Annotated in this window: 14 protein-coding genes; 10 read left to right on the forward strand and 4 right to left on the reverse strand. The window is 66.3% G+C overall.

The features are described 5' to 3' along the window. Positions 1-460 (reverse strand): NAD(P)/FAD-dependent oxidoreductase (locus Q0602_RS05840; protein WP_298840224.1); only part of this gene is annotated, 460 nt, incomplete at its 3' end. Positions 461-865: 405 nt separating this feature from the next. Here Q0602_RS05840 and Q0602_RS05845 point away from each other — a divergent pair. The 8 genes from Q0602_RS05845 to Q0602_RS05880 all read left to right on the forward strand — a co-directional run bounded on the left by Q0602_RS05845 (position 866) and on the right by Q0602_RS05880 (position 8,144). Then, on the forward strand, positions 866-1,627 hold the full coding sequence (locus tag Q0602_RS05845) for an electron transfer flavoprotein subunit beta/FixA family protein (protein ID WP_298840226.1): 762 nt from the start codon (positions 866-868) through the stop codon (positions 1,625-1,627). Between the two features lie 14 nt (positions 1,628-1,641). Next, the gene (locus Q0602_RS05850) at positions 1,642-2,568 is read left to right on the forward strand and encodes an FAD-binding protein (protein WP_298840228.1); all 927 of its coding nucleotides are present in this window, start codon (positions 1,642-1,644) and stop codon (positions 2,566-2,568) included. Between the two features lie 441 nt (positions 2,569-3,009). Then, positions 3,010-3,843 (forward strand): DUF3450 domain-containing protein, encoded by an 834-nt coding sequence (locus tag Q0602_RS05855; RefSeq protein WP_298840296.1) that lies wholly within the window; start codon positions 3,010-3,012, stop codon positions 3,841-3,843. Then, entirely contained in the window at positions 3,840-5,261 is a 1,422-nt protein-coding gene (locus Q0602_RS05860; protein WP_298840230.1) for a MotA/TolQ/ExbB proton channel family protein, read from the forward strand. The genes Q0602_RS05855 and Q0602_RS05860 overlap by 4 nt, the downstream gene beginning before the upstream one ends. Next, positions 5,245-5,778, forward strand: a complete 534-nt coding sequence (locus tag Q0602_RS05865) for a MotA/TolQ/ExbB proton channel family protein (RefSeq protein ID WP_298840232.1) — start codon at positions 5,245-5,247, stop codon at positions 5,776-5,778. The genes Q0602_RS05860 and Q0602_RS05865 overlap by 17 nt, the downstream gene beginning before the upstream one ends. Next, positions 5,771-6,178 (forward strand): biopolymer transporter ExbD, encoded by a 408-nt coding sequence (locus tag Q0602_RS05870; protein WP_149434727.1) that lies wholly within the window; start codon positions 5,771-5,773, stop codon positions 6,176-6,178. Before Q0602_RS05865 ends, Q0602_RS05870 begins: the two co-directional genes overlap by 8 nt. Then, positions 6,178-6,933: an energy transducer TonB gene (locus Q0602_RS05875; RefSeq protein ID WP_298840235.1), complete on the forward strand. Its 756-nt coding sequence runs from the start codon at positions 6,178-6,180 to the stop codon at positions 6,931-6,933. Before Q0602_RS05870 ends, Q0602_RS05875 begins: the two co-directional genes overlap by 1 nt. A gap of 2 nt (positions 6,934-6,935) precedes the next feature. Next, complete coding sequence (locus Q0602_RS05880; RefSeq protein WP_298840237.1) at positions 6,936-8,144, forward strand: hypothetical protein; 1,209 nt, start codon at positions 6,936-6,938, stop codon at positions 8,142-8,144. 78 nt (positions 8,145-8,222) lie between these two features. Here the strand turns inward: Q0602_RS05880 and xthA are convergent, their stop codons facing one another. Beyond that, positions 8,223-9,041, reverse strand: a complete 819-nt coding sequence (xthA, locus tag Q0602_RS05885; RefSeq protein WP_298840238.1) for an exodeoxyribonuclease III — start codon at positions 9,039-9,041, stop codon at positions 8,223-8,225. Continuing rightward, on the reverse strand, positions 9,041-9,277 hold the full coding sequence (locus tag Q0602_RS05890; RefSeq protein WP_110716506.1) for a hypothetical protein: 237 nt from the start codon (positions 9,275-9,277) through the stop codon (positions 9,041-9,043). The genes xthA and Q0602_RS05890 overlap by 1 nt, the downstream gene beginning before the upstream one ends. Positions 9,278-9,664: 387 nt before the next feature. Here Q0602_RS05890 and rhlB point away from each other — a divergent pair, with 387 nt between their 5' ends. Both rhlB and dinG read left to right on the forward strand, forming a co-directional pair. Then, complete coding sequence (rhlB, locus tag Q0602_RS05895; protein ID WP_298840241.1) at positions 9,665-10,954, forward strand: ATP-dependent RNA helicase RhlB; 1,290 nt, start codon at positions 9,665-9,667, stop codon at positions 10,952-10,954. 123 nt (positions 10,955-11,077) lie between these two features. Then, entirely contained in the window at positions 11,078-13,231 is a 2,154-nt protein-coding gene (gene dinG / locus Q0602_RS05900; protein ID WP_298840243.1) for an ATP-dependent DNA helicase DinG, read from the forward strand. A gap of 118 nt (positions 13,232-13,349) precedes the next feature. Here the strand turns inward: dinG and Q0602_RS05905 are convergent, their stop codons facing one another. After that, complete coding sequence (locus tag Q0602_RS05905) at positions 13,350-14,432, reverse strand: 3-deoxy-7-phosphoheptulonate synthase (protein WP_298840245.1); 1,083 nt, start codon at positions 14,430-14,432, stop codon at positions 13,350-13,352. Between the last annotated feature and the right edge of the window lie 135 nt (positions 14,433-14,567).

A 14,567-nucleotide genomic window follows, 5' to 3' on the forward strand; every position in this document is an offset into this window, starting at 1 on the left:
CGAAGCCGGGGAAGATCTCGACGCCCAGCCCCTCGGCCTGCTCGGCCAGCCAGCGACAGAGGTTGCCGGCACTGATGACGTAGTTTTGTGTGCCTTGGTTTCTTGTGGCATCGTTCTGCGTGGCCTGGCTGTCGCTGCCTTGGCCCGTGTTGTGCATCGATTTCGGCACCAGGGCGTTGGGCAGTTTCTGCGCCTTGTCGGCGTCTTTCAGCAGGTAGAGTTCATCGCGCAGCACGGGCGTGTTCAGCGGCGCGCCGCGCTCGGCCCAGTCGGGAAACAGCTCCGCCAGGGCTCGCGGTTCGAACACCGCGCCGGAGAGAATGTGCGCGCCGACCTCCGACCCCTTTTCGACCACGCAGACCGATAACTCCCGTCCGGCGTCGCTCGCTTGCTGCATCAGACGACACGCCGCCGACAGCCCGCTGGGGCCTGCACCGACGATCACTACGTCGAAATCCATGGATTCACGTTCCAAACCCGATCTCCTCGCTTGCTGGCAGGGCCTATGTCACGATGCCTGCCCGGTCCGTTCGTCGACGGCGATGGACCGTCGTTTGTTATAGCCTAACGTTAGCCAGATGATTGCCGTTATGCCAACCGGCGCTGGTCTTATGCGAAGGTGCTGCTTCGGCACGATGCCGTCGATGCGCTATTATCGCATTTTCGCCCATCGCTGTCCCCGTGATGCACCATCCTGGGGCGCGGTGGGTGTCGAGTTGACCCCGGCCGGCGTCGGCGTGATTCTGTCTCCGCCGACGTTTTTGTTACCGGGCATCGAGCCATGATCGGGGGCCGCAGAGGCGCCAATCGTCGATATCGGCCGATGCCTGCCGGGTCGGTCTGCCAACAGCCAGCGAGGACACCCATGAAAGTACTCGTCGCGGTCAAACGCGTCATCGACTACAACGTCAAGATCCGGGTCAAGCCGGACCACTCCGATGTCGACCTGACCAACGTCAAGATGGCCATGAACCCGTTCTGCGAGATCGCGGTGGAAGAGGCCGTTCGGCTCAAGGAGAAGGGGATTGCCACCGAAATCGTCGCCGTCACGGTCGGTCCCAAGGCCTCGCAGGAACAGCTGCGCACGGCATTGGCGCTGGGCGCGGATCGCGCCATCCACGTCGAGACCGACGAGCGTGTCGAGTCGCTGGCGGTCGCCAAGCTGCTCAAGGGCGTCGTCGACGAGGAGCAGCCCGACCTGGTGATCCTCGGCAAGCAGGCCATCGATACCGACAACAACCAGACCGGCCAGATGCTGGCGGCGCTGAGCGGCATGGGCCAGGGTACCTTCGCCTCCGAAGTGGCCTTCGGCGACGGTGTCGAGGAGGGCGAGATTCGCGTCACCCGCGAGATCGACGGCGGCCTGCAGACCGTCGCGCTCAAGCTGCCGGCCGTGGTCACCACCGACCTGCGCCTGAACGAGCCGCGCTACGCCAAGCTGCCGGACATCATGAAGGCCAAGAAGAAGCCGCTCGATACCAGGACGCCGGAGGCGCTCGGCGTGACCGTTGCCAGCGGATTGTCGCTGCTCAAGGTCGAGACGCCGGCCGAGCGCAAGGGCGGTATCAAGGTGGGCTCCGTGGATGAGCTGATCGACAAACTCAAGAACGAAGCCAAAGTGCTTTGAAAGGAGCGGATGGGATGAGCATTCTGGTTCTCGCCGAATACCATGACGGACAGCTCGCTGCCGGTACCGCCCACGTCGTAGGCGCAGCCCAGGCCATCGGCGGCGATATCGATATCCTGGTCGCGGGCGACAATGTCGCCGGCGTTGCCGAAGCGGCCGCCAGGCTCGACGGCGTCTCGCGCGTCCGCGTGGCCGACGCCCCGGTATACGCCCACCAACTGGCCGAGCCACTGGCGGATCTGCTGGCCCAGCTCGCCGACGACTACAGCCACGTGCTGGCCGCGGCCTCCACGGATGGCAAGAACGTGTTGCCACGCGTCGCCGCGCTCAAGGACGTCTCCCAGATCTCCGAGATTCTGAGCGTCGAGAGTGCCGATACCTTCAAGCGGCCGATCTATGCCGGCAACGCCATTGCCACGGTGCAATCCAGCGATCCGCTCAAGGTCATCACGGTGCGCACCACGGCGTTCGAGCCGGTGGCCGACGGCGGCGCCGCATCCGTCGAAGCCCTGGATATCGTGGCCTCCAGCACGCTGTCGCGTTTCATCGGCGAGGAGCTGGCCCAGAACGAACGTCCGGAGCTGGGGGGCGCGCGCGTCGTCATTTCCGGCGGTCGCGGGATGGGCAATGGCGACAACTTCAAGCTTCTCGACGGCATCGCCGACAAGCTGGGTGCGGCGATTGGTGCCTCCCGCGCCGCCGTCGACGCCGGCTTCGTGCCCAACGACATGCAGGTCGGACAGACCGGCAAGATCGTTGCCCCCGATCTCTATATCGCCGTGGGGATCAGCGGCGCGATCCAGCATCTGGCCGGGATGAAGGACTCCAAGGTGATCGTGGCGATCAACAAGGACGACGAGGCGCCGATCTTCCAGGTGGCGGACTATGGCCTGGTGGGCGACCTGTTCGAGATCCTGCCCGAGCTGGAGCAGAAGCTGTAGAAAATCGGGATTTTCCAGGTGGCACTCTCGAGGGTTCCCGTCCTGGCCGGTGACCTGTTCGAGATCCTGCCCGAGCTGGAACAGAAGCTGTAGAAAACCGGGATTTTCCAGGTGGCGCTCTCGCAGGTTTCCGGCCTGGTGGGCGACCTGTTCGAGCTGGAACAGAAGCTGTAGTCCCGTCGCCGTGGAACCGCGGTGGTGAAGAAGCCGATGCCCGATGGCATCGGCTTTTTCGTGTCCGGGGATCGGGCGCCGTGTTCAGGAAGCCTTGCCTCAGCGCCAGTGAAGGGCGTCGCTGAGAGGGTGGCGGCGTGCATGCGGATTGATAATTGTTCTTGTTTGTATTAGCGTGTCGCGTCGAATTCAACGTCGTCATCCCGCCGACCCGGCGGCGCTCTTCACCGCCTCGTCGTTAAGGCTCATCCGCAAGGAGATAGCGTGGTGCTTCATTTCCCGCGAAGAACGAGTGGGTATGTATCGGCCCTTTGCCTCGCAGCCATCGGCGTGAGCGCGCCCAGCACGATACTTGCCCAGGATTCGCTCAGTCAGGCCAGTATCCAGGCGCAGCAGACCCAGGCCGAGCTCCAGCAGCGCATCGACGCGGCCGATGACGCCACGCGCGAGGCGCTGGAGCGCTTGCGGCAGGCCGGCCAGCAGGCCGATCGGCTGGAGAGCTACAACGCCGAACTGGCGCCAATCGTCGACAACCAGGCCAAGCGGATCGCTTCTGAAAAGCAGGCGCTCACGCAGATTTCCGTGACCCGCGAGGCGCTGCCGGGAGAGATGCGCCAGATGGTCGAACAACTACGGGAGATGATCGAAGCGGATATGCCATTCCTGCGCGACGAGCGACTGGCGCGCGTCGACGATCTGGAGCAGATGCTTTCCCGCGATGACGCCTCCCAGGCCGACAAGCTGCAGCGTCTCTTTTCCGCCTGGCGCGCCGAGCTGGCCTATGGGCGCGAGATGGATCAATGGAGCGGGCCGCTCGAGGGCGCACAGTCCGATGCCGCCAGTCAGGGTAGCCAGATGGCGAGGGAAGTCGATTACTTGCGCGTCGGCCGCACCGGCTGGTACTACGTCACCCCGGACGATCGCGCCGGCGGTGTCTGGAGCGTCGCCGACGGCGAGTGGGAAGCGCTGAGCGGCGATCAGATCGGCGAGGTTCGCCGTGGTATTCGCATCGCTCAGGACCAGAGCGCGCCGGCCCTGTTGCATCTGCCGGCGTCGCTGGTGGTCGGCGCGGGGCGGTCAGCGACGGAGGGCCGGTCATGAGCCGTCATTCATGGTGGTTGGCGCTGCCCATCGCGGCGATCACGCTGTTGCCCGGCAGCGTCAGTGCGCAATCCAGCGCCACGCCAGGCGACGATGCGACGAGTGGCTCTGCGGCGTCGATGCAGCAGGTACTCGACAGGTTCCGTGCCGACAGCCAAGCCGCCGAGCAGCGTGACAACCAGCGGCTGGAAGCGCTGCTGGACGACCGTCAGGCGCTGCAACAGGCAGTGACCGATGCCGAGCAGCGGCTGCAGCAGGCGCAGGCCCGACGCGACGAGCTGGAAGCGCGCCGGTCCGACCAGCAGCAGCAGTTGGTCGATCTACACCAGCAGCGCACGCAGGAGGCCGGCGATATCGGCGATGTCTCCGGCATCGTCAAGCAACAGGCCAGCGAGCTTCGCGACGCCCTCGCCGAGAGCTGGCTGACCGTTGGCGGCGATGCGGCGTTGCCGCCGCGTCTCGACGATCATGGGCTCGTCGATCTGCAGACTTTCGAACGGGTACGCCAGGACCTGGCGGGGCTGATCGCGGAGAGCGGGCGCGGGGTGCGTTTCCAGGCACCTGTGGCGGGCCAGGATGGCGACGTGAGCCAGCGTGAAGTCGTGCGTCTGGGCGATACCGTCGCCTTCAGCGATGGCGATCTGCTGCAGCGCATGGGCGACGACGGGCGCCTCGCCGTATTCGCGGCGACGCCGGGCGACGCCCGGCAGGCGTTGCGGGCGTTCCAGCAGGGCGAGGGCAACCAGATCGTGATCGATCCCACCGACGGTGACGTGCTCGAGGCGCTATCTCAGCAGCCCACGCTGTGGCAGCGCTTCCAGCAGGGTGGCTACGTTGGCTACGTGATCGTGGCGCTGGGACTCGTCGGGCTGCTGGTGGCGCTGGTCCAGTACGCCTATCTGCTTCGGGTCAGCGCGAAAATGCGCCGCCAGATGCAGAGCCCGGAGACGCTGCATGACGACAACCCGTTGGGCCGGGTGCTGGGGCGCTTCGCCGCGTTGGGCCGCGATCACGCCCCGGAAGCGCTGGAAGCTCGTCTCGACGAGGCCATGCTGGCGGAGCAGCCACGCTTGGAGCGGGGGCAGCCGATCGTCAAGCTGATCGCGGCGGTGGCCCCGCTGCTGGGGCTGCTGGGCACGGTCACCGGCATGATCGTCACCTTCCAGTCGATCACCGTGTTCGGGACGGGCGATCCGCAACTGATGGCGGGCGGCATCAGCCAGGCGCTGGTGACGACCGTGCTGGGTCTGATCACCGCCGTGCCCCTGCTGTTCGTCAATACGGCGCTGAACAGCCGCAGCCGCCGCCTGATCGGCCTGCTGGAAGGCCGCGCCAGCGCCGTGCTCGCCGAGCATCTCGAAGCCGAAACCGCTGCCGTTGCCCACGCGGAGGAGCGCCGTCATGGTGCTCACGCTTGAGCCGATCCGCTGGCTGATCGGCGCCGGCGGTGAGGTGCTGGTGGTGATCATGCTGGTGGCCATGGCGCTGTTCGCGATGTCGCTGGAACGGCTGTTCTATTGGCGGTTCACCCACCGCCGTGCCCGGCGGGCGCTGATCGAAGCCTGGATTCGGCGTCGCGATCACTCGAGCTGGAGCGCGTTGACACTGCGCGAGGTGTGGACCCGCGAACTGATTGCCCGGCTGCGTCTACCGGTGCCGTGGCTCAAGCTGCTCATCGCGATCTGCCCTTTGCTCGGGTTGCTGGGGACGGTGACCGGGATGATTCAGGTATTCGACAGCCTGGCACTGACCGAGAGCAGTCAGGCGCGGGCGATGGCCGACGGCGTTGCCCAGGCCACGTTGCCGACGCTGTGCGGAATGGCGGTCGCCGTGGTCGGTCTGCTGTTCGTCACTCGTCTGGAACAGATCATTCGGCGCGAGGACCAGCGGCTGCACGACCGCATGGCCCGCGCCGTGGAGGACTCTCATGCGTAGGCGCCGCTTGCGGGAAGCGAATGACGATTCCACCGGCATCGATCTGACGCCGATGCTGGATGTCGTCTTCATCATGCTGATCTTCTTCATCGTCACCACCAGCTTCATCAAGGAGAGTGGGGTCGAGATTCAGCGGCCCGAGTCCAGCGAGGCGACGGCGCGCCAGGACACCCAGGTGCTGGTCGCGATCACCGGCGAAGGCGCGGTGTGGGTCGATGGCGAGGCCGTGGATGCCCATCGCGTCGGCGCGCGCGTGGCGCAGCTGGTCTCCGGTGATGGCAGCGTCGTGGTCCAGGCCGACAAGAACTCGACTACCGGCCTGTTGATCCAGGTGATGGATCGCATTCACCAGGCCGGGGTCGACAACGTTGCCGTGGCCGCCAATCGGGACGCCGGCTGATGCGCAGGTTGGCCGGGCTGGCAGGTGGCGCGCTGCTGGCGCTGCTGCTGTTCTATCTACTGGCGCTGCTGGTGGCGCCGCCGGCGCCGGATCGCACCCAGATCGTGACGCCCACGGCGATTTCGATGGTCGACGCGCCGCAGCAGGACCAGGCGCAGCCGACGCCGACATCCCCCTCGTTACCGCCGCCCAGCGCGCCACCGCCGCCGCCGGCGGCAGCGCCGCCACCGGCAGCGGAAGCGCCCAGCCCGGTGGAGATTCCAGAGCCGCAGACGCCGCCGATGCAGACGCCGGACGTCACGCTGGACGAGACGCTGCCCGAGCTGAGCGAAGCACGCCCCGAACCGGAGCCTCGCCCCGAGCCGGAGCCTGAGCCCCGGCCGACGCAGGAAACGGTTGCTGAAACCGCGCCGCAGCCGGAAGCCACGCCCGAGGCGACGGATGGGCCGCCGCAGCAACCGCCCCGAGGCACCCAGGCTTCGCCACGTGACGTCGGCCAGCTGCAGCCGACCAGTCGGGTCAATCCGACCTACCCGATGCGGGCGCGTCGTCGCGGCATGGAAGGCTATGTCGAGGTCAGCTTCATCATTCAACCGGATGGGCGTGTCGATACCGGCAGTCTGCGCGTGATCGATGCCGACCCGGCCAATGTCTTCGACCGAGCGGTGGAAGAGGCGGTATCGCAGTGGCGGTTCCCGCCGGCCGACGACGTACGGCGCGCCACCCAGCGTATCCAGTTCCAGTTGGAGGGCTGATGATGAGTTCGACGACGGTTCGCCCGCTGGGCAAGCGTTGCCTGGCGCTGTTGGCAGCGGGCCTGATCGGCTTCGGCGGCGTTCCGCTGGCGCAGGCGGAGGGGCCGGCGCTGCGTCCGGACATGATTCGAACGCTGCAGTCCATGCAATCTCGGCTCGAGGCCGGCGACGATGCTGCGGTGGCCTCGCGTGCGGCGGCATCCGCCTCGCGGCTCGAAGGCGGTAACGCCGCCGACCGCTGGGCGCGGGCGCTGTTCCTGCAATTGGCCGCCACGGCCAACGCCAATCGGAACGATGATGCCACGGCGGCGGACCAATTTGCCGAAGCGCGGCGGATCGACGGCGTCCCCGCCGCTCGCCGGCTCTCCTGGCTGCAGCAGGAAGCGCGTCTCCGGCTCCGCGCCGGCCAGACGCGGCAGGGCGCGGACCTGCTGACCGACTGGATCGAGCGCAGCGGCGGTGACGATGCCTCGCGCTGGCTGCTGGTCCAGGCGCGGGCGTCGCTCGATGACTGGAGCGCGGCCAGCCAGTCTCTCGATCGCCTGCGGGAATCCGGAACCGAAGGCTGGAGCTCGTCGCAGCGTCAATTGGCAAGCACGGTCTATCAGCAGAGTGGGCGGTTCGACGACGCCCTGGCGCTACTGGGCGATGACCAGGATTCGCCGGACGTCTGGCGTCGCGCCGCGGGCCTGGCCCAGCAAGCCGGCGATAGCGGCCGGGCCGCGGCGATATGGGAGAGCGGCTGGCGCCGTGGCGTGCTGGTCTCGAGAGAGGATCTGCGACAACTGGCCAAGCTGCATATCGCCGGCGGCACGCCGGCCCGTGCCGCCGAGCATCTGACGCAGTGGCTGGATGACGGCCGGCTGGAAGCCAACGCCGACAACCTGAAGCTCCTGGCGCAGGCCTGGACCGCGGCCCGTAACCACGACGAGGCCCTTTCGGCCTGGCGGGCGCTGGCGGAGCGGACCGGTCGCGGGCAGGATTGGCGACAGCTGGCGGAGATCGCCTACGGCTGGGGCGAATGGCAAGCCACGCTGGATGCGCTCTCCAGCCTGCGTCAGTCGGGCGGTGAGGTGTCGGGGCGGGACTGGCTGCTGCAGGGAATCGCGGCGGCCCAGCTCGATCGGCGTGACCAGGCCCGGGAAGCCTTTCGTCAGGCCAGGGCCGCCGGCGTCGAGCAGGCGCAGCAGTGGCTGGATTCCCTGGGCTGAACGACGGCGTCCCGGCGGCGACGCCCCGGGATCCGAGGCGCCGTCTCTGCTGCCGGCTCAATTCGGATCGACATCGACTCAGTCGAGGTCGAACTCGCTCCACACCGGGGCGTGATCGGAAGGCCTTTCCATGCCGCGCAGGTCGTAGTCGATCCCGGCTCGCCGAGTGGCGCTAGCCAACGGCTCGGTCACCAGGATGTAGTCGATCCGCAGGCCGCGCTTGGGCTCACGGTCGAAACCCTTGGAGCGGTAGTCGAACCAGCTGAAGAAATCGGTGCTGTCGGGATGGCAGCGCCGATAGCTGTCCTCCAGCCCCCAGGCCTTCAAGCGCGCGAGCCATTCGCGCTCTTCCGGCTGGAAACTGGTCTTGCCCTCGCGGAGCCAGCGCTTGCGGTTCTCTTCGCCGATGCCGATGTCGATGTCTGCCGGGGAGATATTGAAATCCCCCATGATCGCCACGCGCTCGTCGGGTCGATGGCGCTCTTCCAGCAGCGCGTTGAGGCCGGCGTAGAATGCCCGCTTGTTGGGATACTTGGTGGGATGGGCGATGTTCTCGCCCTGCGGAAAGTAGCCGTTCCACACCGTCATTGGCTGGCCGTCGCGCATGGCCAGCGTGACGCCGATCAGCCGGCGCTGCGCGTCCTCGCCGTCGTCCGGCAGCCCGTAGTGGACGGACTCCGGCGCGGACCTGGTCAGCATGGCGACCCCGTAGTGACCCTTCTGGCCGTGAAAATGGACGTGATAGCCCATGGCCTCCACGGCTTCCCTGGGAAACTCGCTGTCCTGAACCTTGGTCTCCTGCAGGCCGATGACATCCGGTGCGTGTGTCGCGATCAGCGCCTCGAGCTGGTGCAGCCGCGCACGGATGCCGTTGATGTTGAAAGAAACCAGGCGCATCAGTCGGAATCCTTGTCGTCGTTGGCGGGCTTGTGCAGGGGGAGCGGCGGGGCGCTCTGGCGTTGGCGCTTGCGCTCGGCCTGCAGCTTGCGCTGCTGGGTCTTCTTGTCGACGTAGCGACGCGACGGCGCGACTTCATCGGGATTGTCATGGCGCCAGCGGCGGTAATCCTTGCGCTTGCCGGTGCGGATCGTCACCTTGTCGGCCAGCGACCTGGTCTTTTTTCTGCGAGTCATGCGCGCGACCTATGCGTTTCGTGGCGGGTAATCGAGAGCGAAAGATTGGCGCGTAGTTTAACAGCCAGCGAAGCGCCTGCCATCGAATACCCGAACGGGACTCGCAAACCCGCAGCACCAGGCCGGTCCACTGGGCTCGACGACGTTGATCCACTGGGCTCGCGACGTTGATCCACTGGGCTCGCGACGTTGGCGGGCGAGGCTGGTACAATACCGTCGGCTCGCGCCGGGTGATCTCTGCGCGAGATCGTCACTCGTCGCGTCGAGGATCCGCCTTGAAGGCATGAATGCCCGTCGCGCCGATCACGGTGCTTCCGGCCCCCGGTATGGATAGCGCCAGCCTTCGCGAGTCAAACCGTCAATCGATTTCGGACATTCGTCATAACTATGAGTGAGTCTGACAACACCCAGGCCCCGGCACAGAATCGCAGACCCAAGCGGCGTCGGCGCAAGCCACGTAAATCGCAGTCGCGGAACACTTCGGGCTGGTCGCTGAAGCAGTTTCAGGTCGAGCCCGTTGCCGGACGCTGGCGATTCCACGATTTCGACCTGCCGAATCCGCTGATGCGCGCGATCCAGGCCGAAGGCTTCGAGTACTGCACCCCGATCCAGGCCGAGGCACTGATGCACACGCTGCTCGGTGGCGACGTCGTCGGCAAGGCGCAGACCGGCACCGGCAAGACCGCCGCATTCCTGATCTCGATGCTGGCCTACTTCCTGGAAGAGGAAGCGCCGGATGGCCAGAAGCCGGGGACGCCGCGCGCCCTGATCGTTGCGCCGACCCGCGAGCTGGCGCTGCAGATCGAGAAGGACGCCAAGGCGCTGTCCCGTTTCACGTCACTGCATGTGGCGAGCGTGGTCGGCGGCATGGACTACCAGAAGCAGCGCGACCAGCTGAGCAAGAACCTGGACATCCTGGTGGCCACCCCCGGGCGCCTGCTCGACTTCCAGCAGAAGCGGGACATCGACCTGTCCCAGGTCGAGGTTCTGGTCCTGGACGAGGCCGACCGCATGCTGTCGATGGGGTTCATTCCCGACGTCAAGCGCATCATCCGCTACACGCCCAAGCGCGAGGAGCGCCAGACCTTCCTGTTCTCGGCGACCTTCACGCCGGATATCCTCAGTCTCTCGGAGCAGTGGACGCAGAATCCCGCTCACGTCGAGATCGAGGTGACCCACGACAACGCCGCCAACATCGACCAGCGCGTCTATCTGGTCAGCGACAGCGAAAAGCGCAAGCTGCTGTTCAACCTGGTCAACCAGGAAGCGATGGAGCGGGTGATCGTGTTCGGCAACCGTCGCGATCTGGTGCGCGAGCTGGATCAGCTGCTGCGCGACCAGGGCATCAACGCCGCCATGCTCTCCGGCGACGTGCCCCAGAACCAGCGCATCAAGACGCTCGAGCGCTTTCGCGAGGGTGAAGTCACGGTACTGGTGGCCACCGATGTCGCCGGACGCGGGATTCACATCGAGGACGTCAGCCACGTGATCAACTTCACGCTGCCGGAAGATCCCGAGGATTACGTCCACCGTATCGGCCGGACCGGTCGCGCCGGCGCCAAGGGCGTGTCGATCAGCTTCGTCGGCGAGGAAGACGCCTTCTCGCTGCCCGAAATCGAGAACTACATCAACGGCAAGCTCCCCTGCGAGCATCCGCCCGAGTCCATGCTGTCGTGAGCCGTTGGCGCCGGTCGGCTGGCGCTGCGGTTCAAACGATGTCGTTGGACGACCTGATCGTCTCGTGGCAGTCGCCCGCCGCCGGTGGGCGATCTCATCTCCGATAGTCCGCCCGGAAAGCGCATGCTCGACGAATCCCTCAAGCAGGAAATCCAGGAGGCTTACCGGCGCGTGCTCGAAGGGCTGGAGCTCACGCCGCGCTATGGCCAGCGCCTGATGATCGCGGAGATCGCGCGCACGCTGGCGTCGATCGAGCGGGACGAGCAGGGGCGCCGGACCTCCAACGAACACGTCTGCGTGCTGGAAGCGGGTACCGGAACCGGCAAGACCCTCGCCTATCTGCTGGCGGCGCTGCCGGTGGCCAAGGCCCGCGGCAAGCGGCTGGTCATCGCCACTGCCACGGTGGCGCTGCAGGAGCAGGTGCTCAATCAGGACCTGCCGATGCTCAAGGCCCACAGCGGCCTCGACTTCGAGTACGCGCTGGCCAAGGGTCGCGGCCGCTACCTCTGCGTGGCCAAGCTGGATCAGGCGCTGGAAGGCGCCGAGCCCAACCCGACGCTGTCGCTGTTCGAGCAGACCATCGCCACCGATGCGGGCGGCGACTTTCCGCAGTTGATCCAGGAGATGGCCGATACCTACGCTTCCGGCAACTGGGAAGGGGATCGGGACAGCTGGCCGGTCGCCATCGACGACCGGGACTGGCGGCGGCTGACCGTGGACCACCGCCAGTGCACCAACCGCCGCTGCGGCCATTTCGGCGCCTGCGCCTATTTTCGTTCGCGCCGGCATCTCGAGCAGGCCGACATCATCGTCGCCAACCATGACCTGGTGCTGGCGGATCTGGCGCTGGGCGGGGGAATGGTGTTGCCGTCGCCCAAGGACTGCATCTATGTCTTCGATGAAGGGCACCATCTGCCGGACAAGGCGCTGGATCACTTCTATCACCGCTTCGGTATCAATAGCACCTTGCGCTGGCTGCGCACGCTGAAGAAGTCGCTGACCGAATTGAATACCGCGTTGGGCGCTCAGCCCACGCTGGCGCGACTGTTGGCGGCGTTCCCCGAGCGGATCGCGGCGCTGGAGCCTCGGCTGGGTGACGCTTATGCCATGGGGCACCAGATCGCCGGGCTGAGCGCGGGTGCCGGCGATGAAACCCAGCATTTTCGCTTTCCCAACGGTCGCGCGCCCGAACCACTGGTCGAGCTCGCCCAGCAACTGGTCATTCCGTTCGCCGAGCTGTCGCGGGATCTCGAGACCATGAGCGATATTCTGCGCGAAAGCCTGGACCCGGATAAATCGACCGGGCTGCCCAAGGAGCAGGCCGAACCCTGGCTGCCGCTGACGGCGCTGCTCCACGGTCGGGCGCTCGAGGCGCATGCGCTGTGGTCCGCCATGGCCAAGCCGGATCCGGCAGGGCAGGCCCCCCAGGCGCGCTGGCTGACGTTCCAGAGTTTCGGCGGGGAGCCGGAGCTGACCTTCTCGGCCAGCCCGGTATCGGCGGCGGAGACGTTGGCGCGCCATCTGTGGGGGAGCTGCTATGGGGCGGTGGTGACTTCCGCCACGCTGACGGCGCTCAACCGCTTCGAACGACTTCAGGAGCGGGCAGGGCTGGCCAACCGCTACCGCTACCAGCGCCTGCCGAGCCCGTTCGACTACTCCCGCGCCATTCTCAGCGTGCCGCGGGAGGCGGTCGAGCCGGGGGACGCCATGGCCCACGATCGCTCGATCGTCCAGTTCATCGAAGGCCTGGGTGACGATGAAGCGGTACTGGTGCTGTTCTCGTCACGCAAGCAGCTGCGCAGCGTGGCGGATGCGCTGGAGGAGCCGTGGGCCTCGCGGCTGCTCTCCCAGGACCGGCTGCCGAAAAGGGAGCTGCTGGAGCGTCATCGCCTCGCCGTCGACGCTGACAAGGGGAGCCTGATCTTCGGTCTGGCGAGCTTCGCCGAGGGAATCGACCTGCCGGGTCGTTACCTGACCCACGTGGTGATCACCCGGCTGCCATTCTCGGTGCCGGACGATCCGGTCGGCGCCACGCTGGCCGAATGGATCGAAAGCCAGGGTGGCAACCCGTTCATGCGGATTTCGGTGCCGGATGCGTCGATCAAGCTGGTACAGGCGTGCGGGCGGCTGATCCGCAAGGAGAACGACAGCGGCCGTATCTCGCTGCTGGACCGGCGCGTGCTGACACGTCGCTACGGCAAGGCGTTGCTGGATGCGCTGCCACCGTTTCGACGCCAGATCGACGGGGTGGAAGCGGGCGAGCCGGTCCGGAACTGATCGCTGAGCGAGGCCTCTGTCGTTGTTAATTCGCCGTTGTGAAAACGCCCGGTGCTGGTTCCAGCACCGGGCGTTTTCCCTTGTCGACCCTGGGAGTCGATCCGTTACCGATAACGGATCAGTCGTCGGCCTGCAGGCGGTCGCGCAGCGGCGCCTCGAGCTGCTCCGCCATCTGCGTCAGCGTGCGCTCGGTGGTCGGCCAGTCGATGCAGGCGTCGGTGATCGAAACGCCATACTGGAGCTGACTGCGATCCTCCGGCACCTTCTGGCTGCCCCAGCCGATGTTCGACTCGATCATCAGCCCGATGATCGAGCGGTTGCCGTCGAGAATCTGGTGGGTCACGTTCTCCATCACCAGCGGCTGCAGCGCCGGATCCTTGTTGGAGTTGGCGTGGGAGCAGTCGACCATCAGGTTGGCCTTCAGGCCCGCCTTGTGCAGTTCCTGCTCGGCGAGGGTGACGCTGACGCTGTCGTAGTTGGGCTTGCCGTTGCCGCCCCGCAGCACGACGTGGCCGTAGGCGTTGCCACGGGTGCGGATGACCGCGACCTGGCCGGCCTGGTCGATACCCAGGAAATTGTGCGGGCTGGCCACCGACTGAAGCGCGTTGACGGCAACGTCGAGGCTGCCGTCGGTGCCGTTCTTGAATCCGACGGGGCCGGAGAGGCCGGAGGCCATCTCGCGATGCGTCTGGGATTCGGTGGTGCGGGCGCCCACCGCGGACCAGCTGATGCAGTCCTGCAGATACTGCGGCGAGATGGGATCCAGCGCCTCGGTGGCCAGCGGCAGTCCGATCTCGGCCAAATCCACCAGCAGCCGGCGGGCGATATGCAGGCCTTCCTCGATCTCGAACGAGTCGTTGAGGTGAGGGTCGTTGATCAGGCCTTTCCAGCCCACCGTGGTACGGGGTTTCTCGAAATACACGCGCATCACGATGTAGAGGCTGTCGCTGACCGCATCGGCCAGCTTGCGTAGGCGCCTGGCGTAGTCGCGGGCCGCATCCGGGTCGTGGATCGAGCAGGGGCCGATGACGACGAGCAGGCGGGGGTCTTCGCGATCGAGAATCCGCTGGATGGTCTGGCGGCCTTCGATGACGGTGCGTTCGGCGGATTCCGAAAGTGGAATGTTCTGCTTCAACGCCTCCGGGGTGATCAGGAGATCCTGGGAAAGAACGTTGAGATTGTTGACCTGCTGTTCCGACATGCTGGGTCCCGTTGGCTCTGGTAGTGGCTGCGCGTGAAGCGCGTACTATGGAGGTTTCGGGGTACAAAAATCAACTTCGCGAGCCCGGCTGGCGCCGTCTCCCGGGAAGCGGTCGGAAAACTGGCGGCTTGATGG

Source organism: uncultured Salinicola sp. (assembly GCF_937921195.1).
In the GTDB taxonomy this organism is placed as follows: Bacteria; Pseudomonadota; Gammaproteobacteria; order Pseudomonadales; family Halomonadaceae; genus Salinicola.